Source organism: Yoonia sp. KMU-150 (assembly GCF_056858355.1).
Window position 1 is genome coordinate 1 of the sequence record NZ_JBXEQF010000004.1, and the last position, 26169, is coordinate 26169.

The following is a 26169-nucleotide window of genomic DNA, read 5'->3' on the forward strand; positions in this document are numbered from 1 at the left end:
CATCTGTTCCGTCCCCTGCGAGGAGGGCGGCGTGAAATACGCAGTGCGCTGGATCGTCGAAGGCCACCATCTGGGCTGGGGCGTGTTCGAAGAGCTGGGCGCGCCCACCGGCAAGCGGTTGCAGGTCATGGGGATGAGCCATTTCCACGTGCGCGACGGCAAGGTCGTGGACGAATGGACCAACATCGACGAGATGTCGCTCTTGATGCAGATCAAGCTGGCGCAGATGGCCGACAGGGGCAGCGCGGTATTGGGCGACGACGATCCGCTGGCCTGATCCGCCGTTTGGATCGTTCAGCGCAGGAACGTCATGTTTCGCGCTCCGTGGTTTTCAGCAGCGGCAGGAATTCCCGGCGGAGCGTTGCAAGCTTGGGGTCGATGTAGGTCTTGCAGAACGGACGCTCGGCATTGCGGGCGTGGTAGTTCCGGAACCGGTCGTCGGACGGTCTGAAGCCGGCGTGCGGCAGAACGCGCGTTACAAACCCAAGGCCGGTCTCGCGGGCGACGTCATGCACGGCGGCGCGGGCCTGCTTACCCATGGCATCATCCGGCACGTAGATCGCGCTGCGGTATTTGCCGCGCATCCGGTGATCGGCGGTGCTGGCATGGGTCGCCAGATGGACCCGGATCAGCGCCTCCAGCGCGATGTCGCCCGGGTCGAACGTGACCTCGATCGCCTCGGAAAACGTATCGTGCGGCGGGGTGGACCGGATGAACCCCTGCGACACCGAATCCACATCGCGCAGTGACTGGAACACCGCCTCCGTGCACCAGTGGCAGCCACCGCCGAACCCGACCAGCGCCATCCCCTCAGCCCGCCGTGGGAACCTGGCCCTGCGCCAGTTTCAAGCGGGTCCAGAGGTTCATGTTGATGACGATCGCTGCGATTTCCGCGATGGCCTTTTCATCGAAGTGGTCGGCCAGCGCGTCGTGGGCACCGGGAAAATCGCGCAGGTCGTATGCGGTCAGCGCCTCGCAATAGGCCAGCGCGGCCTGTTCCTGGCCAGAGAACATCGTGCTTTCGCGCCAGCTTGCCAGATGGGCGACCTTTTCGACCGCGATGCCCTGATCATGCGCGGCCTGTGTGTGCAGGATCAGGCAATAGGAACAGGGGTTCATCTGCGCGACGCGCAGCCGCAGCAACTGCGCCAGCTGACCGTCCACCGACAGGTCCGCCGTGTAACCGACCGAGGCCGCCATCTGCTTGGCGATGCCGTGGAACTCGACCAGATCGGGATCGAAGCGCGTGTTCTTGAAATCGACGTCCATTTTTCAGCCTCCCTTGGGGTTTCCTGTGATTGATACCGGCACGATCCGATGCATGGAACCGCCATACTCTCCACGGCCGTCAGCGGCGGGCTGTCAGATGTGTCGCACATCGGACTTCAACTTGTTTTGAAAAAAATATGCGCTACGCTTCGACAATTTCCACGGTCTGCATCATGCCGCGATCTTCGTGACGCAGGATGTGGCAATGAATGACAAACTTGCCGGTGAATTCCGCGAATCGGGTCTTGTAGGTAATGCTGCCGGGGCCGGTGTTGTCGCTGAACGGCAGTGCGATCGTGTCCTGCCAACGCCGGCGCGGATCATCGCGTGAAAGTGCGACACCGTTGATATGGGTGATCAGGAACGGATTGACGTGGATATGGTGGGCGTGGACTGCATTGGTGTTATTCTCGATGGTCCATTCTTCGGCCGTTCCAAGCGTCATGACATGCTTCGTCTCGCCGGAGTATTGCTCTGCGTCGATCTGAAAGCCGCCCTGGAAATTGATCACCCGCCGACGAAGCGGGGTGTCGTCGAAGTCTTCGAGCATCACGGCTGGAAGCGCGGGGTCGTCCGACCACAGGTGATCCACCGGATCGCCTGTGATCTCGATGTTGAGGACGATCCGCTCGACCGTCGAGGTGAACGCCAAACCATCGGCGATCGACGCGCCCAGATCGACGATAAAGCCCCGTTCGTCCGCGTCGGCAGGTACGCGCACCATCAGATCCATGCGGTTGCCGGGGGCCATGGCAGCAGGGTTTTCCCACGGCTCATCCCGGTCATACTGATCAATCGCAAACCGTCGTGGCAGCGTCAGGCCGTCAAAGGCAATCTGATACATCTCGAGGTCGGGCACATTTGTCGAAATCCGCGCAAACGACCCGCCCCCGATACCTGATGCCTGCGCGTTGATGATGCGCCAGCGTTGCACCTCGCCGGGGCGGAGCGTCAGCGTCGGATCGACCTCTCCTCCGCCTTCGGGGTCCACCAGAACCAGCCCTTGGTTCATGAGCATGAAGGTCTTTTCTTCGGCTTGTTCGATATACGGGGGCATGCTGCCCGGCTTGTCGCGCACGATCAGTGGCCCGGCCAGACCGCCCGCGACCTGACTTTGCGTCGCACCGTGTTTGTGCGCGTGATACCAGAACGTGCCGGATGGATGATCGGGGCCGATCTCAAACCGGAATTGGTTACGATGTTCGCGGAACACATCTGCCACTTCAGCGCCGCAGATTTCCTCACACGGCACAAACTGGCCACGCGGTGTGACGTTGACGAAAATGTTGTCCGCATCGAATTCACCTGACGTATCCGTCGTCGGGGACACATGAAGCCCGTGAGTATGCAGATTGGTCGTATGCAGCCCGTGAAACTGGTTCACGTCGTCGGTGCAGTCGTCGTGCAAGGGTTCAAGATCGTTGACCAGCTCGATATCCAGCGTATCGCCGGGGTCCATCAGAAACGTCGGTCCCGGCGATTTCCCGTTGTAGGTGAACGCGCCGTCTGATCCTGCAACAGTCAAAACTGTCGGGTTCGATTGCGCTGTGGCGGGACGCCCGAGCATCAGACCCGTTGCAATCAAGGCGGTCGATCCCGCAAGGAACGTGCGGCGGCTTGTCTTGAGCATGATTGATCTCCCGATCGACGAAGTGACGAAATTGCTTAGGCGACAGTGCGGGTCTGCGCCGCTTTCCATCGGTTTTTCAAAAGCATCAGTGCGGCGACCGCGACGGCACCTGCCAGCACGACACCGAAGAAGTTGCTGATCAGCGTGGCCACCTGCTCTAGCTGGGTGGCAAAGACATAGCCAAGCCCGACATAACCCGCCGTCCAGACCGCAGCGCCCGGCAGCGCCACGGCCGTAAAGCGCGACCACGACAAGCCGCCCGCACCGCTGAGGTAGGTCACATAGGGGCACGTGGGGCTGAAGATCGTGTGGCTGAGCAAGACGGCGGTCGCACCCCGGCGGGCCAGCATATTCTCGCTCCGCGCAATGACAGGGCCCATGCGGGGCGAGTTTGCGAAGCGGACGATCAATTTGCGGCCAAATCGGTGTGCCAGCAGGAACGCCATCTGGTCTCCGATTACGAATGCGGCGAAGGTCGTCAGCAGCACCAAAGGCAATGACAGGTCACCGACTGCAGCAAAGCTCCCTGCGGTCAGTGTCAGCACCGAGGCTGGCAACGGCACGGCCATACAAGCCAGCACAACGACCGCAAACACGATGAACAGCCCGTAGTCCGGAATGAGGGCGAGAACGGTCTCGGTCATTCCTGTTCGGCCCGGTATCGCTCGGCCGCTTCGCGGACACGAACGGTCAATTCATCCATGGTGATCCCGTCACGCTCAGCAATACGGCGCAAGCGAAGACCCGCGTCTTCCTCTGGATCGAGCGACAGCAACTCGAAAACGAAGGGGCGTGGCAGGTCATATGTCAGCACCACGAAGCGCGGTGTCATCCACGGCTTGAGATCGACATCGACGTTTTGGGGATCGTTGAAATAGAGGAAATCCAGAAACACGCGCGACGCCATGAACAGAGCGAAAACGACAGCCACCAGAAAGACTGACAGAAGCATCCAGTTCTCACGGACAAAAGCGGCCATCCGACGCTCAGCCATCGCGCACCACCCATTCTCGCAGTTCGGCGGGTGTTTGGGCGCAAGCAGCCATCTCTAGCGGCCGGGACATGAACGGCCCTGCCCGGTGGCTTTGCGCCCCGACACGCATGCACAGGGTCGTATCATCGGTCGGCGATATGGCGCGGGTTGCGGGATCGTAAGTAAACTGCTGGGCGACCAAAGCGGGATCACAGCGCGTCAGAGCAAAATCCAGTGCGGCATGCGGTGTGTGCTCTGCGCAATACTCGGGAAAGGCGACCGAGCGGATCAAGCCGGTTTCCGGTTCAAAGGTGAATTGCACATCCCCGCCTTGCGGTTTGCAGGAGTGTGCCTGAAGCGTCTCCGCGAAACCGCGACCCAACGTGTCGATGCACCATCCCAGTTTGTCGGCCTCATCGAGGGTGTCGGCCAGATAGATTACCGGTGCCGGCGTCTGTAGGTTCGGTGCTTCGGCGACGGCGGCACCTGATGCAAGAACGAATGATCCGATAAGGCAAAGTCGCAAGGATTCCATCATGTCTTTCTTTCGGATACGTGTTGTTTTTGGGCCTGGCCGTTCGATTGGACCGGATGATCAGGATGGCCGATCACCCGCCCGCCGAGCGCGTACTTCAACTCTCGTGTCAACTCGTTGAATATCGCGGCTTTTTCGGTGCCAAGCCTTTCGACGATCAAATCGTCGATCTCTTGCCAGACGTCACGAACCTCGACCAGCACATCGCGTCCACGCTCGGAGAGTGAAATGACGTCAGTGCGCTTGTCGTCCGGGTGCTTTTCGCGATGTACCAGACCGGCAGCCAAAAGTCTGTCGATCATGGTGCTCATACTGCCGGAGGTGACGTCGAATTGTTCGGCCAACACCTTTTGTGAGGATGGGCCGATCCGTTTCAGAACGTTCAGGATGCGTGCCTGCTTCGGTTTGATCCCGATTGGCGTCAGCAGCGTGTCCAGCCGCTTGTCGATGATGCTGGCGCTGTGCAGCAGAGAATGAAATTTGAAGCGGCTTTTGGACATATACAGCATGATACAGGAATTTACCTTGAGTCCAAGGTAAATTAGAAGAGACACTGCTTCATTATGCAGCATTGGAAATTTCGGATGCGGCGCGGCAGCTTTTGATATGTCGCGTCGGTCAAACGCCGCCAGCGTGTCCGGCTCGTTCGTGACCGGATGATCTTCTAGGTGCAGCCTGGCAAAAGCACCGGAAACAGCGACCACAACATCGCCGCGATGGCGGTCCAGCCAAGCATCGTGGTGATGCGCTGGATCGGCGTCGATTGCGAGGGCCATCTGTAAAGGCCGATCAATACGCCGGTCTGCAGGCAGATCGCGACGATCCATGCACCGATCAGGACGCTGTTGGCAGGCAGTTGTTTCAGCACATTCGAATGTTGCGAACAGGCCAGCCCGTGCAGCCCGTAGATCGCGCTGAACGCGGCCAGCCACAGCAGCAACGGGATCAGAATGCGCAGCACGTCCCTCATGTCAGCAGCGCCGGCACGTGGGCGATCATCAGACATGCGGCACCCACGGCGGCGGTGTAGTCGACCCAGAGTTGCACGATGGCGGGTTCCGCCGCCCGCACGGGTGAGACATATCCGCGTTTCAGCCGCAGTATCGCGAATGCCAACATCAGCACGGTCAGAGCCGCATGGAACAGCCCGTATCCGCCCAGCACCAGTAACGTCGCGCCATAGGCATGGGCTGTCGGGTCGGGTGTGCGCCACATCAACGATCCAAGGCACAGTGCCAGCAGCAGCATGCCGCCAAGTGTCGTGCCGAACAGCGGTAGGGACAGGCGGGTGCGGGCGATACGCACCAACACAGGCGCGGCAAGGGTCGCCAGCAGGCCGGCGATCAGTTCGGGCCACCACTGATCGAGCCAGACCGGCGGCGGCCAACCCGGCGCGATGGTGGCCAGAAACGCATAGCCGAACAGCAACGACCCGAAGAACGTCGCGTTCGCGACGAGCAGGAACGTGCTGCCCCACCATCCCTGTGATCTGGTCGTTTCCGTCGCGAGCGGCAGTTCTGTATCCCGACCCGTGGGTTGTGGACCGGCATCCGAACGCGCGCCCAGCGACCAGACCCAGTACCACGCGAATGCGGCGACGCCGATCACAGCAAACGGCGTGATCCAGTATTGCTTGATCAGCAGCGACAGAAAGAACACGCCCGTCACGGCGGCCATCCTGATCGGCAGTGTGGTGTTCGGCGGATAGATGACCATCGCTTCGGGGGTGCCGCTGGCGACATCGACCATCAGCGTTTCGCGTCGGTCGCCTTGCGGATCACCGAGATACCCCAGACCCCGCGCCAGTTCATCCGGCAACGCCGGGTTGTCGGTGTAGGGTTCGCGCGAGGTGATGTGCGGCAGGCTGGCGAAATTATAGGACGGCGGTGGCGACATCGTGGCCCATTCCAGCGTGCCCGCGCCCCAAGGGCTGCGCTTGCCGCGCACGGCGACGAACAGGTGGATGATGATATCGACCAAAACCAGCCCCAGCCCGATCGCCATGATGAAACTGAAGATCGACGCGGTCAGGTTGATCGCGGTCCAGCCTGCATCGGCGTCATAGGTGTGGATACGGCGACGCTGGCCCAGCAGGCCCAGCACATGCATCGCCAGAAACGTGCCGTGGAATCCGACAAAGATCAGGGCAAAGGCCGTCTCGCCCAGTTTGAAGAACCGTCTGCGGCCCGTGACCAGCGGTAACCAGTAATACAGTCCCGCTAAAAGAGGGAAAACGAAGCCGCCGAAAAGGACGTAATGCAGGTGTGCCGTGATGAAGGCGGTGTCATGCACCTGCCAGTCGAACGGTACGATGGCGACCATCACGCCGGTCAGCCCGCCGATCACGAAAGTGATGAAAAAGCCGAGGATATGTAGCATCGGCAGATGCAGCTCGGGGCGGCCTTTCCACATCGTGCCGATCCATGCGAACACCTGCACCGCCGTCGGCACCGCCACCAGCGTCGAGGCGGCGGAAAAGAACGCGACACCCATGTGCGGGATGCCGGTGGTGAACATATGATGCACCCACAGCCCGAAGCTGAGGAAAGCCAGTGCCACCACGCTCGCCACGATCCAGCCGTAGCCCAGCAGGGTCGTGCGCGCCATGACGGGAATCAGCGTGGACAGGATGCCGGCGGCCGGCAGGAAGATGATGTAGACCTCCGGATGCCCGAAGAGCCAGAACAGGTGCTGCCACAACAGACTGTCGCCGCCCAGATCCGCCTGAAAGAACGGCAGCCCGAAGGCACGTTCCAATTCCAGCAGGATCGAGCCGAGGATCAGCGGCGGGAACCCCGTCAGGATCATCAGAGACGTGACGAGGATGTACCAGGCAAAGATCGGCATCTTGTCGAGCGACATGCCCGGTGCGCGGAATTTCAGGATCGACACGCAGAGTTCGACCGCGGCACATATCGCGGAAATCTCGACGAAGGTGATCCCGATCAACCAGAAATCGGTGTTGATCCCCTGCGCGTGGATGCCCCCCGTCAGCGGCGGATACATGAACCAGCCGCCGTTCGGCGCCAGCCCCAGCACCAGCGAGGCCAGCATCATCGCGCCGCCGAACGCATAGCACCAGAAGCCGTAGGCCGTGAGCCGTGGATAGGCCAGATCGCGCGTCCCCAGCATCTTGGGGACCAGATAGACGGCCATGCCCTCGATCGCGGGGATCGCGAACAGGAACATCATGATCGTGCCGTGCATGGTGAACAGCTGGGCGTAAACCTCTTCGCTGGCCCAGGCGGAATGGGGCGTGGCCAGTTGCGCGCGGATCAGCATCGACAACACGCCCGCGACGCCGAAATAGAAGAAAGCGGTCACAAGGAACATGCGCCCCAGATCGGTATGGCTGACGGTGCTGAACCAGCCGCGAAAGCCCGTGTCGGACGCCCAGATCGCGTGCAGTTTGCGGTGCCGCTGCAGGGCGTTCATTCGGTGTCTCCGCGCAGAAAGGTTTGCCAGCCATCGGCGTCATGGGCGCGCACCTGGAACCGTCGGTCAAGGTAGCCGGGTCCGCTGTATTCGGCGCTCAGCCCTTCGTACAGACCGGGTGTGTCGGCGTGGATGCGCAGCGTGTTCACGTGACCCGGGATGGCGTCGATCTTGCCCGCCAGACGCGGCACCCAGAAGCTGTGAATGATGTCGCCGGTGGTGATGGCGACCTCGACATCGCGTCCGGCGGGGATGTGCAGCGTGCCCGTGGTGTCGGCACGTTCACCGTAACCGAAGGTCCAGCCATCCAACCGTGCCAGGGCCGTGACCTGCACGGCATCGGCCGACGGGGCGGTCAGCCGCCCACCGACGGCAATGCCGTATGCCAGCAATGCCGCCAGCACCGCCATGGAAAACCCGAGGCCAAGGCCGACGATCCACGTCCGTTCCCGCGTCGCATCGTCGCCCGCGGCCGGTTTGCTGTGAAAGGCCAGTGCCAGCAGGACCATGACGAACCCCAGGATCGCCACCGCACCCGCCAGCATCACCCACCACAGCGTCGCGATATCGCGGGCAGCCGGTCCGGCGGGGTCGACAATCGACAAGGCCCCGTCGCACCCTGTAGTGAGGATCAACGCCCCGATGCACAGGAGCCTGAGATGACCGACAAAGACCCGCAAACCGAAGAGACGCCGGACGCGCCCGAACTGATCGACCCCATCGCGGAACTGCCCGGCCATGACCTGACCGAATCCCGCGTTGCGATCTTCGGTCATCCGATCCACGCGATGAGCGTCGCGTTTCCCGTCGCGTTGACGTTTTGCGGCTTCGGCGCGGACATCATGTACTGGTTCACCGGCGAGACATTCTGGGCGCGCGCGGCCCTTTGGGCCATCGGCACCGGTTTCATCTTCGGTATGTTCTCGGGCTTTTCGGGCACCGCTGAAATCCTGTTCGTGCCGGGCATCCGCGCCCGCGCTCCGGCCTGGACGCATTTCATCATCGCCGTGACCGCCCTTGCGCTGATGGGGGCCAACTGGGGCCATCGCCTGTCGGGCTACGAGAGCGCGGTTCTGCCCTGGGGCATCACGCTTTCGGCGCTCAGCGTTTTGGTCGTGATGGTCACGGGGTGGCATGGCGGGAAACTCGTCTTTGACTACAATCTGGGCACGTCGAGGGGAAAGTCGGCGTCCAAGGGTTCCTGAAGCCAGTCGGGAAATGTAAGCCAGCCCAGATCGGGTTTGGCCAGCACGAGGATCAGAATACACGTCGCGGGCAACAGCACGGCGGCCATCGGCAGCCAGGGGCGGGGCGGGCGCTTGCGACCGGCACTTTCCGCAACCGAAACAAGCACGTCACCGATCCAGATATGCGCCCCCACGAGCAGCACCACGAAGGCGAGTTTGGCATAGAACCACGGAAAATAGGTGCCGCGCATGAATATCAGCCAGGTTCCGGCGATCACGGTCAGCACGGCGGCGGGTGTCACCGCAAGCGTGTAGGTCAGATGGGTGGCCTTGCGGATGCGCCTGTAGTCGACCGGCGTGACGGCTGGATCGTGCCGCGACAACATCAGGGGCATCGCGATCAGGCCACCGCACCAGACGATCAGACCGAAGATATGTCCGGCCTTGAACAGCGGAATCAACCAGATCAGCCAGTCGTTCATACCTGCGCGCGGCGCAAGTCCGCCCACCATCCCCGTGCGACCAGGCCGCCAAGAACGGCATAGGCAAATCCCGCAGGTCCCCACATCACCAGACCGCCGAACTGTTGATCCGACAGCGGCGTCACGCCCCACAGATAGGGCGACATGACATGCGCGGCGTAAAGCGGGTCGGGCGCGAATGTCAGAACCGCGCCCAACATGCCCATCTGGGCATAGGCGATCACGATGAAAGACAGCGCGTCCGTCGGCGAACGTCCGGGGGTGAACACCGCTCGCCAGAACCAGACGGCCGAGGCCAGCAGGCTGATCTGCATCACCCAATAGACCGCGACGTTCGACAAGGCGAGGTCATAGGCCGCCGGAACATGCCACCCCCACAGGATAATCGAGGACAGGGCCAAAGGCAGTCCCGGATGCGCCGAATCTCGCGCAGGTCGGACGCGCGCGAACAACGGTGCCGCCACCGCGATCAGCAGAACATGATGCACGACGCGCGCGGAAAACAGGGCCGAAGACAGCGCGCAGAGCGGTGACACGAACGCGACCACCAGCACCGCGACGCCCCAAAGGCCCGACGGGCTGCGCCGCACACGCCAGCACAGCACGGCGAGCGCCAGCAACAGCACCGGATCCAGGTTCCAACCGGACCAAAGCTGTGCCGGACCCGGGGGCGGGCCACAGTAGATCGTGTTCCACGTTCCGTTCAACAAGGGTTACCGCTCCAGTTCTCGTGCCCTGCGGTTTCCCGAAACCGCAGGGCGATGGTCGCGTGTGTATGCGGTATGGTCAAGCGTTGCGCGTCACAGCGTCAGGTCACACAGCGCAATGCGCCGCGCAAGGCGCGCGCCTGCAAGGGTTCGCTCAGACGCGGGGAGGGGACAAACCCCATACGCTCCATAGCGGCGGCCTCCTGCGGATGGGGACTACGGGTCACGGACGCCGCGATCAGGCCCAGGAGCGCCCGCTTGCTGCCCGTCGCCTGTGACAGCTTTGACAAGGCAGGCAGCAGCACACGCTCGATATCCGAAAAATCGGTACCGAGCGGGAAATCCGGCAACAGGTCAGACCGATGGGGGGCCAGCCACTCTTTAATCGTTTCCGGCGTATTGTTGCGGTAGCAATCGGGCACCTGCCAGTCCCCTGCCAGCTTGCCCGCCGCCTTTGCTTGCCTCAGCAGATCGTCCTGAAACCGGCTGTCGGCGATGCAGATCAGACGTTTGATGACCTCTTCATCGGTTTGCCCGCGCAGATGCGCGGCCCCGTATTCCGTCACCACCACGTCGCGCATGTGACGTGGCACTGTAGTGACGGGCAGTTGCCAGACGATGTTCGAACTCGTCTTGCCGCCGCTTTTCCGCGTGGCGGGCAGGGTCAGCACGGCATGGGCGTCCTTCAGCGCAAAGGCTTGTTCGAAGAAATTGAACTGCCCGCCGACGCCGCTGACGACCTGTCCGGGCTTGGCGGCATCCGACATCGCGTCGCCCAGCAGGCTGACCTGCATCGCGCCGTTGACGAAACGCGCGTCGGTGCGTGCGGCGCGTTTCGCTTGTTCGTCACCGTAAAGCGCGTTGGTGAAGCTGACGGGCATCATCTGTATCCTGGCGCGTTGGTCTGCGGGCATCGCGCGCAGGCGTTCGTACATATCCCGCGCTTCGACGAAAAAACCGGCGTGAATCGCGGCACCGTCAACCTCGCGGCGCAGCACGCGGCCCTCGAACAGGGCGAGCAGCCCGCCGACCAGCATTTCGGTGACCGCATAGAGGCCCTTTTGGAAAGGCGCGGTGTGATCGCCGGTCAGGGGCAGGGGGCTTGTCGACCAGACTTGATCCAGCTTATCCGCCTCGCGCTGCAACAGAGCGTTGGCTACCGCGTCGCCGATCGCACCGATGCCGATCTGCAGCGTGCCGCCGTCGGGGATCAGGCGCGAGACGTGCAGGCCGATGGCGTGCTGTGCGTCAGACACAGGGCGGCGCACGGCGGAAAACAGGTCGATCTGGTCTGGCGGGTCGAGGACCATGGCGATCCGGTCGGCGGCCACCACCGCGGGGCCGTCCATGAAGGGCAGGGCGTCGTTCACCTCAACCACCGCGATGAAATCCATCTCGCCCGCCGCGCGTTTTGTGAACAGGTCGGCGGAAATGTCCGTGTTGCACGACATGCTGAATCGGTCGCCCTCGCGCGGCATCAGTTGCGCCAGCACGTTGGGTTTCTGTGCGATCAGCACGTCGCGGGCGTGGGTGTAGTTGGCGGAGATATAGTGCCGCTGCGCGTAGTCGTTGCCCAGCCAGCTGCCCGCCTGAAAGAAGAATTCCGACACGGTGATGTTGTCGGGCAGGGTGCCGTCCTTGATCATCTGGGCGTAGAGCAACGGCGGCGTGGTGCCGAACAGACGGTCGGCTGCAGGCTCCAAGAACCGCCGTTCCATGTCCGACGACGCGTCGGGCCGTTGCAGGGTCAGGGCGGTGAAGATGTCCAGCCGCAGCGCCGGATCGTCCACCGCTGCCTGCACCAGCGCGTTGACCAGCGTGACGGGCTTGCCCAGCCCGAGCGGCAGGGCCAGCCGGATTTCACCACCTGCCCGGTCAAAGATCGCCCGCGCCAATTCGGAGGCGTCGGTGTGGACCACGGGGCCGTCAGCCAAGGCTGGACCAGCCCTCGTCCGGGGCGAAGCGGGGGCCGTGCGCCTGTTCCAACTCGCGCAGTTTCGCGGTGATCTCGTCCACACCGCGTTGTTTCGCGTAATGCATCGGCCCGCCACGGAACGGGGCCCAGCCGGTCGCGAAGATCATCGCGCCGTCGATCTGGTCGGCGTCCTTGGCCACGTCCCGGCGCAACACCTCGACGCAGGCGTCGAGCATCGGCAGGATCAGCCGGTCGGTCAGGTCCGCGGGGGCGTCGTCCATGTCCGCGTCGGGGTGGGGGGTGCCGTCGGACCAGTCGTAGAAGCCGCGGCCAGTCTTCTTGCCCAAGTCACCGTTCTCGACCTTCTTGCGCAGATCGTCGCTGATCGGCGGCATGGGTTTTTCGAGGCTGTGCGACAGGCTCTCGGCCACGTGCAGCCCGATGTCGAGGCCGACCTGATCGGCCAGCGTGACCGGCCCCATCGGCATCCCGAAACGCAGGGCGGCGGTGTCGATCACCTCTTTGCTGACGCCTTCGTCCATCAGCACCATCGCCTCCAGCATGTAGGGCACCAGCGCGCGGTTCACGACGAAACCGGGGTAGTCGCCGACCAGTGCAGGCAGTTTGCCGATGGACCCGCAGAAGGCGGCGAGGCGCTTGGCGCTCTTGTCAGTGGTGGCGCTGCCCTTGATGACCTCGACCAGATCGATGCGCGACACGGGGTTGAAGAAATGCAGCCCGGCGAAACGCGACTTGGCGGGCGCGCCCGTGGCCAGTTCATCGACCGACAGGCTTGAGGTGTTGGTGGCAAGGATCGCGTCCTTTTTCAGCTTGCCCTTCAGACCCTTGTAGATCTTGGCCTTCAAGTCGGCCTTTTCCGTCGCCGCCTCGATCACCAGATCGGCGTGGGCAAGGCCATAGCCACGCGGGTCGGGCATCATCCGGTCGAGCGCGTCGCGGGTTTCGATGTCGCTCAGGTGCTTGTCCTTGCAGATTTTCGCGGCACGTTTCACGGCCTGGCCCAAGGGGTCGGTTTCGATATCGCCCAGCGTGACGGTCTTGCCCTTGATCGCGGCCATGGCGGCGATCTCGGCCCCCATTTCGCCCGCGCCGATGACGTGGACGTGGGTAATGCCGTCGTCACCGCGGCCCGCGTCTTTCAACGCCTGGCGCAGAAAGAACACGCGGCGCAGGTTTCGGGACGTATCCGATTGCAGCAGGCGGGCGAAACTGTCGACCTCGGCCTTTTGCATCGCGTCGCGGTCGTCGCCGTGTTCTTCCCACAGGTCGATCAGCGCGTGGGGGGCGGGGTAATGTTCCTTCGGTGCTTTTTTCGTGGTCTCGCTGCGCATCTTGCGGGCGGCCAGGCTGCGCGCCTGATCGAAGCCGAAGGCACGGGATGTCATGCCCGGTTCGTGCTTGTCCACCTTGCCGTCGATCACGGCGGCCACGGCAGCGGCGACATGGCGTTCCTCGACCACGGCGTCGACGATGCCCTGCGACTTGGCGCGTTTGGTGTGCGCCGTCTTGCCGGTCAGCATCATGGTCATGGCGTCGGTCGGGCCGATCAGCGCGGGTAGGCGGAAAGTGCCGCCAAGGCCGGGATGCAGGCCCAGCTGCACCTCGGGGAACCCGAAGGACGCGCCGGGGGTGGCGATACGGTAGTCGCAGGCCAGCGCGAGTTCGAACCCCGCACCAAGCGCAGCACCATGCACGACGCAGATCGTGGGGCAGTTGAGGTTTTCGATCCGGTCGAGAACGGCGTGCGCCTGATGCAGCAAGTCGGCGGCCCCGTCGTCCGTCATCTTTTCGAAGCCGGAAATGTCCGCCCCGGCGGCAAATCCCGCATTTTTGGCCGAACGGATCACGAGCGCCTTGGGCAGATCGGCCTCCGCCGCCGCGATATGATCATCCAACCCGCGGATCACGTCCTCGGACACGGTGTTCGTGCCGGTGCCCTGCTTGTCCAGCACCAGCCACAGCACGCCGGCATCGTCGCGGCCCGTGCGCCAGTTGCCATCGGCGTCACCGACGGGACCCAGTTCCAGCTTCGTCTCGCCCAGAAATTTCAGAACATGCCCGGTCATCACACAGCCTCCAGCAACATCGCGCCGCCCAATCCGCCGCCGATACATTCAGTGGCGATGCCGCGTTTGGCGCCGCGGTCCTTCATGGCGTTGGCCAGATGCAGCACGATGCGGTTGCCGCTGGTGCCGACGGGGTGGCCCAAGGATATCGCGCCGCCGTCCACGTTCAGCCGGTCGCGGTCGATGCGACCGAAAGCGCCGTCCATGCCCAGCACTTCGCGGCAGAAGTCGGCGTCGTTCCACGCGGCCAGGCAGGACAGCACCTGTGCGGCGAACGCCTCGTTCAATTCCCACAGGTCGATGTCGTCGACGCCCAGCCCGTTGCGCCGCGCGATGGGGGTAGAGGCCATGACCGGCCCCAGCCCCATGATCGACGGATCGAGGCCCGCCCATTCGCTGTCTTTGATTTCGGCCAACGGTTCCAGCCCATGCTTGTCCACGGCGGCCTGCGAGGCGAGGATACACCAGCTTGCGCCATCAGTGATCTGGCTGGAATTGCCCGCCGTGACCTTGCCGTAGGGTTTCTCGAACACGGGTTTGGGTTTGGCCAGCCCTTCCATGTCGCTGTCCGGGCGCACGCCGTCGTCGTGATCGTAGACTTTGCCGTCACGGTCGAAGGCGGGCATGAGTTCGTCCTTCAAACGCCCCTCATCATGTGCAGCGGCAAGGCGGTGATGGCTTTGCATCGCGTAGGTGTCGGCGGTCTTGCGGTCGATGCCGAAATGATGCGCCAGCACCTCTGCCGTCTGGCCCATCGACAGGGTGGTGATCGGGTCGGTCAACCCGCGTTCGAGGCCAACAACCGGTTTGAAGAACTCGGGCCGGATGCCCGCCATCGCGCGCGTGTAGTCCAATGGCCCCTTGGCCGCGTTCATCTGGCCGAACCATTCCACGGCGGATTGGCGCAGTGTCAGCGGCGCGTGGCTCAATGCCTCTGCCCCGCCCGCAAGGATCATGTCGTGCGAACCGTCGCGGATATAGCGGTAGGCGGTGTCGATGGACTGCATCCCCGATCCGCAGTTGATCTGCACCGTGAAGGCAACGGTCTTTTCCGGCAGGCCAAGGCGCAGACCGGCCACGCGGGCGGGGTTCATTTCGTCCGCGATGACGTTCACGCAACCCAGGATCACCAGATCAAACGCGCTGCGGTCAAACGGTTGCCGCGCCAGCAGGGGCCGCCCGCATTGCACCGCCAGATCGACAGGGGTGAACGGGCCGGGTTTGCCCTGGGCCTTGAGAAACGGGGTTCGCGCGCCATCGACAAGATAGACGCGCTGCTTTTGCGGGTCGGTCATTCTGCGGCCTCCTTGGGGGCGTAGTCCTGCGCGTCCGCGTTGGGAAACAGCGCGTTGAAATCCTCGCGCGAGTATTCGTCCACCGCCACGACCTCATCCACCAGCTTTCGCATTTCGGTGATCTCGGCCATTTCCGCGTCGCTCAGGATACCGGCTTCAAGCGCCTCCTGCGGTGTCTTGCGGGCGTCGCGCAGGCGCTTCATCACTGGGGCCATTTCCACCACCTTGGCGTAACAGGTGTTGAGCAGCTGCACGCCGTCGCGGTGGCACCCCTCGAACAATTGCCCGGTGATCCGGTCGCGGGTGGGCGAGGGGTTGTAGATCAGATCGCTGCATTCCGCGACCAGCCGGTCGTCGGGCTTGCGCGTCGTGGCACCGGGCAGGGTGATCGCGCGCAGGATCCACGCGGCCCAGCGGGCGGGCATGTTGGCGATGACCTCGTCCAGCGATGTCTGTATCCGGTGCAGCGCATCGGCGGCGGCGTAGTTCAGCACCGGCAGATCGGTCTCTTGCCGGCCTTCGTCCTCCCACCGTTTCAGGGCGGCGGACAGGATATACATATCCGACAGGATATCGCCCATCCGGCCCGAGATCATTTCCTTGCGCTTGAGCGCGCCGCCCAGCGTGAGGAACAGCACATCGGCGGTCAGCGCATAGGCCGCCGACCAGCGCGACAGCTGCCGGTAGATCGGCGTGGCCTTGCCCGCGTCGGGGGCCGGGGCGAACCGGCCGCCGGTGATCGCACGTCCGAAGGACCGGAAGATGGTCTTCGTGGTGTGACCGACATGCGCCCACAGCGATTTGTCGAATTTTTCGAGCGATGTGTCCGGATCGTCCTCCTGCAGCGCCAGCATGTTGTCGAGCATGTGTGGATGCGCGCGGATCGACCCTTGCCCGAAGATGATCAGCGACCGGGTGACGATGTTGGCCCCCTCCACCGTGATGCCGATGGGCACGGCACGGTAGAGCGGCAGCAGGTAGTTGGACGGCCCGTCGATCACGGCCTTGCCGGAATGCACGTCCATCGCGTCGTTCAGTGCCTCGCGCATCTTGAAGGTCGCGTGCGCCTTCATGATGGCCGACACGACCGACAGCGCGCGGCCTTCGTCAAGCCCGGCACAGGTCAGATGGCGGGCGGCGTCCATCATATAGGCATCGGCGGCCAGCCGCCCCAGACGTCGCTGCACACCACCGAACTTGCCGATGGGCAGGTTGAACTGCTGGCGGATGCGGGCGTAGGCCCCGGTGGTGTGGGCCGACAGCGCGATTGCCGCGCAACCCATCGAGGGCAGCGAAATCCCGCGTCCGGCGGCCAGCGCCGACATCAGCATCATCCAGCCCTTGCCCGCGAAGTCCGGCCCGCCGATGATGTTGTCGATGGGGATAAACACGTCGGTGCCCGTGGTCGGCCCGTTCATAAACATGGTCGACGACGGAATATGCCGCCGCCCGGTTTCCACGCCCTCAAGGTCGGTCGGCACCAGCGCACACGTGATGCCGATGTCGGGCTGATCGCCCAGCAGGCCGTCGGGATCGGTCATCTTGAACGCAAGGCCCAGCACGGTGCAGACCGGCGACAGCGTGATATAGCGCTTGGCCCAGTTCAGGCGAATGCCCAGCACCTCCTCGCCGTCCCACTGGCCTTTGCAGACCACGCCGCTGTCGATCATCGCACCGGCGTCGGACCCGGCCTCGGAACTGGTCAGGCCAAAGGCGGGCAATTCGCGTCCGTCGGCCAGCCGCGGCAACCAGTAATGTTTCTGATCGTCGGTGCCGAATTGGTGCAGCAATTCACCCGGCCCCAGCGAGTTGGGCACCATCACGGTGACGGCGGCGGCGACCGAACGGGTCGAGATGTAGCGCACGATTTCCGAATGGGCGAAGGCAGAAAACGCCAGCCCGCCGTGATCCTTCGGGATGATCATGCCGAAGAATTTCTTGTCGCGCAGGAATTGCCAGACCTTGGGGGACAGATCGCCGGTTTCGTGGTTGATCTGCCAGTCGTCCAGCATCCCGCACAGCTCCTGCACGGGGCCATCGAAGAACGCCTGTTCTTCCTCCGTCAGCTTCGGCGCCTTTACGGCATGCAGCTTGGACCAGTCGGGATTTCCCGAGAACAGCTCCTTTTCCCACCACACCTCACCGGCGTTCAGCGCCTCGCTTTCCGTATCCGACAGTGTCGGCAAAATTCCTTTGGCCCATGTGTGAATAGGCTTGGTCAATGTGCGTGCGCGAAAACTGGTCATATCGGGACCTCCCTTAATCGAACATCCGACCCGGGGGGATGGTTCCGCGAGCCTAGTTCTGTATCGTGATCTCGCCGCTGTAGCGCGCGTCGCCGGATCGGGCATCGAATACCAGTCGCCGCGCGCCGCTTTCGCCGGTTATGACGGCGATCTGTCCGGAGTCCGTCTCCGCATCATCCGCAAAGCGCAGGATCAGCGTCTGCCGGTCCGTGCCGCGGTCGGCGCTGATGAACCCGTGCGGGCCGGTGGCCGGGTCGGGCATGTCGAGGATGATCGTCTGCCGCCCCAGATCGAGCGCGATGGTGCCGTCATCATTTTGCGTCACCGCTGCAATGGTCATCGCGCGCGCCTGATCACCACGCGTGATGGAGATCGTATCGGGCTGCGCCACGGGTGGTGCCTCGGCGCAGGCGCTGTCCTGCGGACCGCTGACCGGCCAGGCCGGTTGCGCGCGTGCAGCGTTCCCCGCGCTGTCACGCAGCGGGTCGGTCGCGCTGACCATGTAGTCGCGGCAGGGCAGGAGCGGCACCTCGGGCGTGAGAAACAACAGATCACCCGACACGACCGCGCGCACGGAAGTGTCACTGTCACCTTCGAGCGTTTGCAGCATGAACGCGGGGGGCGCAGCGGCCAGGGCACGGTTGAACAGCACCGACACCGTCGGCTGTGCGGGCGGACCATCCTGCCGGACATCGAGCGCCTGCAGCGGTGTCGCAAACTGCGCGGGCAAGGTGAAATCGCGTTGCGCCAGACCGTTGTCGAACGTCAGGCTCAGCGTGCCCGCACCCGACAGACCAGCGGCCACCGCATCGAATTGGAACGTGCCGGTATCCGTCGTGCCGCCCAGCGTGCGGGCAGTCTGCGCACCATCCGGCTGGAATGTCACCGCCACGCGGGTCGTCGTGCCTTCGCTTGGCCAGTCGATGGTCGTCGGGCCGTTCGGGTCGGTCTGCACGGTGACGGGAAGCTCTGCGGGAAGGGGCGCGATGGTGTGCGACCAGAGCGTCTCGCCCTCCACGTTCGTCAGGCGCAGGCGGGTCACGGCATCAAGGTTTGCGATCGGCAGGAACAGGCGGATGTCGTGCGACACGGCCTCGCCCGCCATACCAGCGGGATGGGTGACGGGCCCGGGCATTTCCGCCAGAACACCACCGGGCCCCTCGGCAATCAGCCGGTACGGGATGACCGCATCGGGCAGGGGATCGTCGTTCACCTGCGCGGTGAACCGTTCCGGCGCGCCTATGGTGCCGAGGATACGCGCGTCATCCTGTGTCAGCGCACCAAGTCGCACCAGAAGACCCAGGTCGCCCGCCGGATTGGGTGCCGAGTAACCCACGCGCCGGGTGATGCGCGCGGTGTCCGGCAAGGGATCGTCGCCGATGATCGTCAGGCGCGACGCGGGCAGGCTGTCCCTGATCTGCGCATAGGTTTGCGACGACAGCGGGCTGACGCGGGTATGGTCGAAGTTGCCGAACTGCTGTGCCGCGACGCCGCCGTAAAGCCTGTCCATCCACGCGGCATAGTGATCGTCGAGAATGTGCAGGGTGCCGTGGGGCATCACACCTGGGAACATCAGCGGACCCAGCCGCGCAGGCACTTCGGGATTGCCGGTTGCCGTGCTCTTGAAAACGCCCGACTGCCCGTGCAGCGCCATGCGCACACCGTCGATGCCGGGAAAGGACAGGTTGGCCTGGGCAAAGTCTTTGAAGTCGGCGTTGCCCGCCACCCGCAGGGGCACATGATTGAGGCCGTAGCTGTGACCAACCTCGTGCGCGACATCGGCGCCGTTGGCCAGATAGGTGGGGCCGGTCTGCGCCCCCGTGGGATCACCGGCAAGGCGCGTGGCATGTCCGAAGATCGCGCTGGACAGATAGATCGCCCGCACGCCGACGGTCCCCGACATATCCTCGTGACTGCGCAGCACACCGGGCACGAACAGCAGGCAGATATGATCGGCGTCGTGGCAATGCTGTTCGGCAAAAGCCTGTGCGGCGCGTTGCGGGATATGTTCGAAATAGTAGTCCCGGTATTTTTCCAGCGACAGGCAATTGCCCTGTGCGCAATCGACGTTGCGGGATGTGAAAAGGGCACTGTCGAACAGATCCGGGTCCGCGATCTCGGCAAAGTAGGCCAGATCGTCCAGCCCCACCGACGCAAGGCTGACACTGCCGATCACCTGCATGTCCACCGCGCCCGCGGGAGCGGTCTGCCACAGGAACCGCCGCCCGGCGTCGGCGTGCTGCAGCATCTTGGTCAGGATATCGGGCGTGACCCCGTCGGCAAAATCGAACGCCCGCAGGTAGCCGACCTTGAGGGTCAGCGTCGCCGCCCGCTCGGGCCTGATCGAAACGGGGTGCAGGTGTTCCAGCACCGGGGGCGGGCTGGTCGCGTCGGGGCGGTGCCAGTAATGGCTTGGCGTGACCTCGATGCGCAGTTGCGTTGGTTTGTCCTCCGGCCGCCAGCCAAAAAGGTTGGCGGTATCCTCGGCGTGGCGGCGCTCGGTGGCGGTATAGCTGGCGGTGGGTTTGGCATCGAACCGCTTGGGAAGATAAAGCAGTTCATCGTCAAGGTGGTTGTACACCGTCACCTCGGTACACAGGGTCTGCACCTGATCGGGGATGGTCGAGGTGTCCTGCGGCCAATCCAGCCAGACGCGCGTGGCGGTCGGCCTGTCGCGCAAAAGCGGGGCGTCGCGGCTGACCTGATAGACGCCACCTTCGACCCCGAACCGGTCGAAGCTGTCAGGATCGCCCGCGGAAAACGGGGCCGCGTGAAACCAGATGACGGGCATGAAATCGGGATCGCGCGATGTCGGGATAATCCGCGTGCTGTCGGCAGAGGTGGCGGGCAGGGGGGCCAGATCGGTCAGCGGATCGCCAGTCTTGCTGAGCAGACCGTCCTCGCCGGTTTTCACCTCGACCCAGTAGAACGCCTCGGGGATCAGCGGCGCGTCCGGCGTGATGTCCAATAAGGACCCGTTTGCAGTGATCGTGGCAGGCACGGTTTGCTCTTGCCCGCTCGCCCGGCTGCGCAGGCGGATGGTGTCGGCAAGGCGGTCGGTGTCGGCGGCCACGTTGGTGACGATACGGAACTGCGGGTCGACGTAATCGGCCACAAGGCAGGCGTCGGGCGCAGGCTGCACCTGTTCGATCGTGAACGGCGCCTCGCTGGGGTTGATCTGCGCCGAGACGATAAACGCCGCGCAGTCGGGGCGCACGTAGCGGTAAGTATATAGTGCGCGAAATGTCTCTGGCGTGGGATCCAGCACGGTGAGCGACGCCTGCGGCGGAGCGGCCAGCTCGCACAGCGCCAGCGCGCTTTCGATCCGGCCGCCCATGTCCTCCGCCCAAGCCTGACAACTCGCACTCAGCTGTCCGAAAACATCCTCGACAATGCAGTCGTTCATTTGCTGCATGTCCATTCCGGTCAGCATCAGATCTCTGGCGTAGGCGTCGCGCAATGCCTCGTAATAGGTGCATTGGGCCGGCCGGGGGGTGTTTGGGTCAAAAGCCTGCTGGAGTGTCAAATTGCCCAAGGCGATGCCGCAGGCCTCTGCGGCATTGTTGATCCGCGTGATCCGGGCGACCACCATGTCGGGACGGTTGGCCGTGGCGAAATCGCAGTTCTCGCCGGTCACAAAATCGCCCGACACAAACGGCGTCAGATCGACCTCACCGCTGTGTTCGACGTAGTTCGACACCGCCCCGCCGGTGCCGTCCTCGCCCAGAAAGAAACCGGCATCGAAAATTCCGCCCCAGACGGCAATGTCCACAAAATCCGGCAGCGTGTCGAAGGAACGGCGCGTGATGAAGAGATCGAGCTCGCATTCGGCGACATAGTTTTCCCAATCGCCAGACAGGGTAACCCGCACCGGCACATCGCGGATTTGCTTGAACTCCGATCCGGTCTGCACCGGCTGCGCCCCGGCCATCCCGCCGGTAAGCATTGCACAAAGGGCAAGGTTCAGCGCGAGGGCGCGCATCAGAATACCTTGGGCAGCCGGGCGAGCGTGCCGCTTTGCATCCCGTCGATCACGAAGGTGCCGCTGACGGGGGCATAGGTGTCGCCCCTGTCCATGTCGATCATGCCCAGCGGACCCGGTTCTGCCCCGCTGGGGGTCATCGTGACCAGCGCGCCGGAAAACTGGCCGCGCACGTCCACGCCGCCTTCGGAGTTGGTGCTAATGCTGTCCAGCACGGCGGTGAAGGCCGCGTTGCGTGCGTCCGCGGTGCCCCAGGATTGGCTGGCGGCGATGAAGGGCGGGCCATCCGCGCCGAACACATGCGCCTCGACCACGTCCATCGCGCAGGGGCAGGGAAGGTCGGCGGGGTTGTCCAGCGCCGCCTGAAACGCGGGCGACTGCAGGCGGGTCCACAGGGATTGCCGGGTGGCATCGTCAATCGTCTGGTCGTTGACGATGGCCATCTCGCTTGTGCCCGCGATGCGCAGGGTCAGATGCAACGCGCCCTCACGATCCGGCAGGCGACTGTTGAAATCGTCGATGACGGCCCAGGCGGCGTTGATGGCATCCACCTGTTCCGGGGTCAGCCGTGCCGCGTTTTGCATCATCATCAGGTTGCGCAACGTGGATTGGCTCGGGGACACGCTGGCCAACGCGCCGCCCAGGACGCTTTGCGCCTCCAGCAGGGCGGTATAGGCGTCCAGCAATTCAAGCACGTCCTCACCGCAGATCGACGCCGTCACCCGGTCGCCATAGCCGGGTGGAAAGGCGGTGATGGACATGACGTTGAAGAACGGGTCAACCGGTGTCGCGTCGCGCAGATAGGCGGCAGAGCCGAAACTCTCGATATCGCCGAACAGGAAATCCTCGATCCGAAAGCTCAGCACCTCGCGGGTGATGGTCTCGCCGTCCAGCACGGCCTTGACCGTGCCGATCTGTTCCACAGTCAGCGGGTCCTGACAGTCTTGCGCGTGCGCCGCTCCGGCGGCAAAGACTGCACCGATCCCCACGGCGGCCAAGATCGCTTTTCCCATACCGGTTCCCCCCCAACGCGATTGAGCGACAAGACTATCGCCAAACCACATGGCTACCGCAAGTAGGGGAAACCTGTATCAAGGCGACCTGCGAGTGACGTCGGACTGCCGGCTGCGCGGGTGAAGGTAGACAGTCCGATGTTTAGGAAATTCCGAAGAGCCCCGTGACGTTTCGAGGCGCGTTGACCAGCTTGCCGCCATTTTCCGCTCTCATGTGAAAAAAAAGCGGTTTCCAGTCTTCATAGTTGGGACAACGTTCTGTTCTGATGCAGAATTTGCACTTCGTTTGTGAATCCACCCTAGGTACACAGAAGCGACCTATAATCTGTCTTATGTTAAAACCTGCAATCGAAACTCAAGGCAATCCGAGCGCGCGCTTTTTATCCGCGGCCCATTTCATGATCGTCATGTCGAAGGTCAGCGCCATGAGCGATACGCAGATGCCCAGCACGAAGTTCTTGCCCAGATCGGTGCCCGCCAGCGTGCGCTGCAGCTCCTGCCCAAGGTCCTGGGTGCCGATGAAGGCCGCGATGATGACCATGAAGAACGCGAACATGATCGCCTGATTGAACCCCACCGCCATCGTGGGCAGGGCAAGCGGCAGTTGCACGTTCACCAGCTTCTGCAGCTTGGTCGCCCCCGCCATATCCGCCGCTTCGGTCATTTCGGGCGGCACGCCGCGCAGACCCTCGACCGTGTAGCGGATCAGCGGGACCATCGCGAAGATCAGGATCGACATGACCACGGATGTGGCGGTGATCCCGAACAGCATGATCGCGGGGATCAGGTAGATGAAGCTGGGGAAGGTCTGCGCCGTGTCGCAGGCCAGCAGCACGCGGCGCGACCATTTGTCGGACCGTGCGGCAAGAATGCCGATGGGCAGACCGATCACCATGGCCAGCGCCACCGCCGACAGGACGGAATAGAGCGTGATGACCGACCGGTCCCACCAGCCCGACAGGGCCACGAGACCGAAGAACGCGACGGCGAACAGCGCCTGCCTGCGCCCCGCCAGCGCCAGAGCGAAGGCCACCACCAGCATCACGAAGGCAAACGTGGGGATCGACAGCAGGAAGTCGCGGAAAGGGTTGAGGATCCAGACGTTGAGGACGTAGCGGATCGTGCCGGTCACGGCCTGCACACCGTCGAGCGCCAGAAACCACTTGATGCCTGTGTCGATCTCGGACCCTTGCGACCAGCTTTGACGGCGGCCGATCTCTGCGAACCATTCGACGAAATAAGCCAGGATCGTGAAGCCGATGAAGAGCGCCAGCGCCAGCAGCGCCAGCTTGTTTCGCTCCCACCACGGGGTCCCGCGTTCGAAATGTTCAGGCTGTCTGACGACCCAGGCCTTTGACATGCGGTCCAGCGTCACGGCCAGCAGCACGATGGTCACCCCGATCTCGAACGACCGGCCCAGTTTGAAACTGCCCATCATCGAGAGCAGCTTCGCCCCCAGCCCCGGCATCCCGATGAATGCGGTCAGAACGACCATCGCGAGCGACAGCATGATGACCTGATTGACGCCTACGAGGATATCGGTGCGGGCGGCGGGCACGTAGACGTGGCGCAGCATCTGCCAGCGCGAACAGCCCGACATCTTGCCGGCCTCGACCACCTCGGGCGATACCTTTTGCAGGCCCAGCGTCGTCATCAGGATCATCGGCGGGATGGCATAGACGATTGTGGCCACGGCGCCTGCGGTGGGTCCGACCTTGAAAAAGATCACGGCGGGCAAGAGGTAGGTAAAGAACGGCAGCGTCTGCAGGACCGACAGCACCGGGCGGATCATCCTGTCCACCGTGGGCGATTTCCACGCGGCGATGCCGAGGCCCAGCCCGATGATGAACGCCATGGGCGCGGCCACGACGAGGACCGACATGGTTTCCATCGCGTCCTCCCATTGACCGACGAGGGCGGTCCACAGGCAGGTGACGAGCGCCAGCGTCGCCAGCCGCCAGCCGCCAAGCGCGTAGCCCAGCACCGTCATGGCGGCGGCGATCGCGCTCCACGGGATCGGGCCGAGGTTGGGCCAGCGCCGTTTGCCGAACAGCAGGTTGCCGGTGGCATCGAGCAGAAATTGCAGCTGTTCGGTCAGGAAGCGGGTCAGCACCAAGAGGCCCAGATCGTCCTTCACGAAGTTGAAGAACGCATCGAGCCAGAAGGCGAAAGGCGGGATCCAGCTTTCCGGCAGGCGATGAATCCAGCCGGGCAGGACGCCCATATATTGCAATACCGTCAGGATGACGGCGGTGATCGCAAGTGCCGCCGCGATCTGGTGGCGCGAAAACGTGCGCTCGTGCGCGGCGTTGGTGGTGACGACGGCCATCAATCCGCCCCGAGCAGGACGGCCAGGGCCTCCTGCCGGTTCAGAGCGCCGATCACGGTGCCGCCCCGTTGCACGGGGATCGTGTCGCGGGTGTCGTGGATCAGCAGACGGGCAAGGTCCTTGACGGTGGCTTTGGCATCCACCGGCTCACCTTCGCCGGTCTGCGCCGCATCGGCCAACACGCCGGCATGAACGACGCGGGCCTTGTCGATGTCTTCGGTGAACTTGCGCACGTATTCCGTGGCCGGGTGCAGCACGATCTGATCGGGCGTGTCGCATTGTTCGACGGCGCCGTCCTTCATGATGGCGATCCGGTCCGCCAGGCGCAGGGCCTCGTCGAAATCGTGGGTGATGAAGACGATGGTTTTGTTCAAAAGCTGCTGCAGGCGCAGGAATTCATCCTGCATTTCCTTGCGGATCAGCGGGTCGAGCGCCGAGAACGGCTCGTCCAGGAACCAGATGTCCGGCTCGATGGCGAGGCTGCGGGCGATGCCCACGCGCTGCTGCTGGCCGCCGGACAATTCGCGCGGAAAATAATCCTCGCGCCCTTCGAGCCCCACCAGCTTCACCACCTCAAGCGCGCGTTCGCGGCGGGTGTGCTTGTCCTGTCCGCGCATTTCCAGCGGGAAGGCCACGTTGTCCAGCACCGTGCGGTGCGGCAGCAGTCCGAAGGACTGAAACACCATGCCCATCTTGGACCGCCGCAGGTCGATCAGGTCCTTTTCGGCCAGCGACATGATGTCCTGCCCCTCGACCGTGATCGTGCCGCCGGTGATGTCGTGCAGCCGCGAAAAACACCGGACCAGCGTAGACTTGCCGGACCCCGACAGGCCCATGATGACCAGCATCTCGCCCTTGTGGACGTCGATGGAGACATCCTTGACGCCCGCGATATAGCCCGCGGCGCGGATGTCGTCGAAACTCATCCCCGGGTCCATCCCCTTCAGGAACTTTTCGGGATCGGACCCGAATACCTTCCAGACGTTCTTGCAGGAAATGACGGGGGCTTGCGTGGACATGGGATGCTTTCTGATAGGAACCCCCGCCCGGCGTGACCGGACGGGGGATTAGTCCGTTTGACGGT

22 protein-coding genes are annotated in these 26169 nt (G+C 63.6%); 2 read left to right on the forward strand and 20 right to left on the reverse strand.

All coding sequences use genetic code 11. The features are described from left to right. Positions 1-277: ester cyclase (locus AC04PH_RS16840; RefSeq protein WP_483067000.1), on the forward strand; the 277-nt coding region annotated here is incomplete at its 5' end. A gap of 31 nt (positions 278-308) precedes the next feature. On the opposite strand, the gene AC04PH_RS16845 is transcribed toward AC04PH_RS16840, so the two are convergent. From AC04PH_RS16845 to AC04PH_RS16890, 10 genes are all read right to left on the reverse strand, one after another. Then, positions 309-806 carry a peptide-methionine (S)-S-oxide reductase gene (locus tag AC04PH_RS16845; RefSeq protein ID WP_483067001.1) on the reverse strand — a complete coding sequence of 166 codons (498 nt, stop codon included), beginning with the start codon at positions 804-806 and terminating at the stop codon, positions 309-311. A gap of 4 nt (positions 807-810) precedes the next feature. Continuing rightward, entirely contained in the window at positions 811-1269 is a 459-nt protein-coding gene (locus AC04PH_RS16850) for a carboxymuconolactone decarboxylase family protein (protein ID WP_483067002.1), read from the reverse strand. Positions 1270-1411: 142 nt separating this feature from the next. Beyond that, positions 1412-2899 (reverse strand): multicopper oxidase family protein, encoded by a 1488-nt coding sequence (locus tag AC04PH_RS16855; RefSeq protein ID WP_483067003.1) that lies wholly within the window; start codon positions 2897-2899, stop codon positions 1412-1414. Positions 2900-2934: 35 nt separating this feature from the next. Then, entirely contained in the window at positions 2935-3543 is a 609-nt protein-coding gene (locus AC04PH_RS16860) for a DedA family protein (protein WP_483067004.1), read from the reverse strand. Then, positions 3540-3893 carry a hypothetical protein gene (locus tag AC04PH_RS16865; RefSeq protein WP_483067005.1) on the reverse strand — a complete coding sequence of 118 codons (354 nt, stop codon included), beginning with the start codon at positions 3891-3893 and terminating at the stop codon, positions 3540-3542. Before AC04PH_RS16865 ends, AC04PH_RS16860 begins: the two co-directional genes overlap by 4 nt. Beyond that, complete coding sequence (locus AC04PH_RS16870) at positions 3886-4410, reverse strand: ricin-type beta-trefoil lectin domain protein (RefSeq protein WP_483067006.1); 525 nt, start codon at positions 4408-4410, stop codon at positions 3886-3888. The genes AC04PH_RS16865 and AC04PH_RS16870 overlap by 8 nt, the downstream gene beginning before the upstream one ends. Beyond that, positions 4407-5183, reverse strand: a complete 777-nt coding sequence (locus tag AC04PH_RS16875) for a MarR family winged helix-turn-helix transcriptional regulator (RefSeq protein ID WP_483067007.1) — start codon at positions 5181-5183, stop codon at positions 4407-4409. The genes AC04PH_RS16870 and AC04PH_RS16875 overlap by 4 nt, the downstream gene beginning before the upstream one ends. Next, complete coding sequence (locus tag AC04PH_RS16880) at positions 5072-5377, reverse strand: hypothetical protein (protein WP_483067008.1); 306 nt, start codon at positions 5375-5377, stop codon at positions 5072-5074. The genes AC04PH_RS16875 and AC04PH_RS16880 overlap by 112 nt, the downstream gene beginning before the upstream one ends. Beyond that, positions 5374-7842, reverse strand: a complete 2469-nt coding sequence (locus AC04PH_RS16885; protein ID WP_483067009.1) for a cbb3-type cytochrome c oxidase subunit I — start codon at positions 7840-7842, stop codon at positions 5374-5376. Before AC04PH_RS16885 ends, AC04PH_RS16880 begins: the two co-directional genes overlap by 4 nt. Further along, a complete protein-coding gene (locus tag AC04PH_RS16890) occupies positions 7839-8447 on the reverse strand; it encodes a cytochrome c oxidase subunit II (RefSeq protein ID WP_483067010.1) in 609 nt (202 codons plus the stop codon). Before AC04PH_RS16890 ends, AC04PH_RS16885 begins: the two co-directional genes overlap by 4 nt. Positions 8448-8501: 54 nt before the next feature. Between AC04PH_RS16890 and AC04PH_RS16895 the strand changes: the two genes are divergently transcribed. Further along, on the forward strand, positions 8502-9047 hold the full coding sequence (locus AC04PH_RS16895; protein WP_483067011.1) for a DUF2231 domain-containing protein: 546 nt from the start codon (positions 8502-8504) through the stop codon (positions 9045-9047). Here AC04PH_RS16895 and AC04PH_RS16900 read toward each other — a convergent pair. The 10 genes from AC04PH_RS16900 to AC04PH_RS16945 all read right to left on the reverse strand — a co-directional run bounded on the left by AC04PH_RS16900 (position 8999) and on the right by AC04PH_RS16945 (position 26104). Then, complete coding sequence (locus tag AC04PH_RS16900; protein ID WP_483067012.1) at positions 8999-9511, reverse strand: CopD family protein; 513 nt, start codon at positions 9509-9511, stop codon at positions 8999-9001. The genes AC04PH_RS16895 and AC04PH_RS16900 overlap by 49 nt on opposite strands. Further along, the gene (locus AC04PH_RS16905) at positions 9508-10221 is read right to left on the reverse strand and encodes a cytochrome c oxidase assembly protein (RefSeq protein ID WP_483067013.1); all 714 of its coding nucleotides are present in this window, start codon (positions 10219-10221) and stop codon (positions 9508-9510) included. Before AC04PH_RS16905 ends, AC04PH_RS16900 begins: the two co-directional genes overlap by 4 nt. A 98-nt stretch (positions 10222-10319) precedes the next feature. Beyond that, a complete protein-coding gene (locus tag AC04PH_RS16910; RefSeq protein ID WP_483067014.1) occupies positions 10320-12152 on the reverse strand; it encodes an acetyl-CoA hydrolase/transferase C-terminal domain-containing protein in 1833 nt (610 codons plus the stop codon). Beyond that, positions 12145-14220 carry a 3-hydroxyacyl-CoA dehydrogenase NAD-binding domain-containing protein gene (locus AC04PH_RS16915; RefSeq protein ID WP_483067015.1) on the reverse strand — a complete coding sequence of 692 codons (2076 nt, stop codon included), beginning with the start codon at positions 14218-14220 and terminating at the stop codon, positions 12145-12147. Before AC04PH_RS16915 ends, AC04PH_RS16910 begins: the two co-directional genes overlap by 8 nt. Continuing rightward, entirely contained in the window at positions 14220-15515 is a 1296-nt protein-coding gene (locus AC04PH_RS16920) for an acetyl-CoA C-acetyltransferase (RefSeq protein WP_483067016.1), read from the reverse strand. Before AC04PH_RS16920 ends, AC04PH_RS16915 begins: the two co-directional genes overlap by 1 nt. Next, positions 15512-17761: an acyl-CoA dehydrogenase gene (locus AC04PH_RS16925; protein WP_483067017.1), complete on the reverse strand. Its 2250-nt coding sequence runs from the start codon at positions 17759-17761 to the stop codon at positions 15512-15514. Before AC04PH_RS16925 ends, AC04PH_RS16920 begins: the two co-directional genes overlap by 4 nt. Positions 17762-17813: 52 nt before the next feature. Beyond that, positions 17814-21743, reverse strand: coding sequence for a hypothetical protein (locus AC04PH_RS16930; protein ID WP_483067018.1), 3930 nt, complete (start codon positions 21741-21743; stop codon positions 17814-17816). After that, positions 21743-22756 (reverse strand): hypothetical protein, encoded by a 1014-nt coding sequence (locus AC04PH_RS16935; RefSeq protein WP_483067019.1) that lies wholly within the window; start codon positions 22754-22756, stop codon positions 21743-21745. The genes AC04PH_RS16930 and AC04PH_RS16935 overlap by 1 nt, the downstream gene beginning before the upstream one ends. A 355-nt stretch (positions 22757-23111) precedes the next feature. After that, entirely contained in the window at positions 23112-25085 is a 1974-nt protein-coding gene (locus AC04PH_RS16940) for an ABC transporter permease (RefSeq protein WP_483067020.1), read from the reverse strand. Next, the gene (locus AC04PH_RS16945) at positions 25085-26104 is read right to left on the reverse strand and encodes a quaternary amine ABC transporter ATP-binding protein (RefSeq protein ID WP_483067021.1); all 1020 of its coding nucleotides are present in this window, start codon (positions 26102-26104) and stop codon (positions 25085-25087) included. Before AC04PH_RS16945 ends, AC04PH_RS16940 begins: the two co-directional genes overlap by 1 nt. Between the last annotated feature and the right edge of the window lie 65 nt (positions 26105-26169).

What these genes read in the sequence shown, in the direction of transcription:
- AC04PH_RS16850 (WP_483067002.1), bottom strand. Translation starts at nt 1,269, where the DNA reads ATGGACGTCGATTTCAAGAACACGCGCTTCGATCCCGATCTGGTCGAG.
- AC04PH_RS16945 (WP_483067021.1), bottom strand. Translation starts at nt 26,104, where the DNA reads ATGTCCACGCAAGCCCCCGTCATTTCCTGCAAGAACGTCTGGAAGGTA.
- AC04PH_RS16930 (WP_483067018.1), bottom strand. Translation starts at nt 21,743, where the DNA reads ATGCGCGCCCTCGCGCTGAACCTTGCCCTTTGTGCAATGCTTACCGGC.
- AC04PH_RS16900 (WP_483067012.1), bottom strand. Translation starts at nt 9,511, where the DNA reads ATGAACGACTGGCTGATCTGGTTGATTCCGCTGTTCAAGGCCGGACAT.
- AC04PH_RS16885 (WP_483067009.1), bottom strand. Translation starts at nt 7,842, where the DNA reads ATGAACGCCCTGCAGCGGCACCGCAAACTGCACGCGATCTGGGCGTCC.
- AC04PH_RS16940 (WP_483067020.1), bottom strand. Translation starts at nt 25,085, where the DNA reads ATGGCCGTCGTCACCACCAACGCCGCGCACGAGCGCACGTTTTCGCGC.
- AC04PH_RS16870 (WP_483067006.1), bottom strand. Translation starts at nt 4,410, where the DNA reads ATGATGGAATCCTTGCGACTTTGCCTTATCGGATCATTCGTTCTTGCA.
- AC04PH_RS16880 (WP_483067008.1), bottom strand. Translation starts at nt 5,377, where the DNA reads ATGAGGGACGTGCTGCGCATTCTGATCCCGTTGCTGCTGTGGCTGGCC.
- AC04PH_RS16865 (WP_483067005.1), bottom strand. Translation starts at nt 3,893, where the DNA reads ATGGCTGAGCGTCGGATGGCCGCTTTTGTCCGTGAGAACTGGATGCTT.
- AC04PH_RS16925 (WP_483067017.1), bottom strand. Translation starts at nt 17,761, where the DNA reads ATGACCAGTTTTCGCGCACGCACATTGACCAAGCCTATTCACACATGG.
- AC04PH_RS16860 (WP_483067004.1), bottom strand. Translation starts at nt 3,543, where the DNA reads ATGACCGAGACCGTTCTCGCCCTCATTCCGGACTACGGGCTGTTCATC.
- AC04PH_RS16920 (WP_483067016.1), bottom strand. Translation starts at nt 15,515, where the DNA reads ATGACCGACCCGCAAAAGCAGCGCGTCTATCTTGTCGATGGCGCGCGA.
- AC04PH_RS16935 (WP_483067019.1), bottom strand. Translation starts at nt 22,756, where the DNA reads ATGGGAAAAGCGATCTTGGCCGCCGTGGGGATCGGTGCAGTCTTTGCC.
- AC04PH_RS16895 (WP_483067011.1), top strand. Translation starts at nt 8,502, where the DNA reads ATGACCGACAAAGACCCGCAAACCGAAGAGACGCCGGACGCGCCCGAA.
- AC04PH_RS16855 (WP_483067003.1), bottom strand. Translation starts at nt 2,899, where the DNA reads ATGCTCAAGACAAGCCGCCGCACGTTCCTTGCGGGATCGACCGCCTTG.
- AC04PH_RS16915 (WP_483067015.1), bottom strand. Translation starts at nt 14,220, where the DNA reads ATGACCGGGCATGTTCTGAAATTTCTGGGCGAGACGAAGCTGGAACTG.
- AC04PH_RS16875 (WP_483067007.1), bottom strand. Translation starts at nt 5,183, where the DNA reads ATGGCCCTCGCAATCGACGCCGATCCAGCGCATCACCACGATGCTTGG.
- AC04PH_RS16845 (WP_483067001.1), bottom strand. Translation starts at nt 806, where the DNA reads ATGGCGCTGGTCGGGTTCGGCGGTGGCTGCCACTGGTGCACGGAGGCG.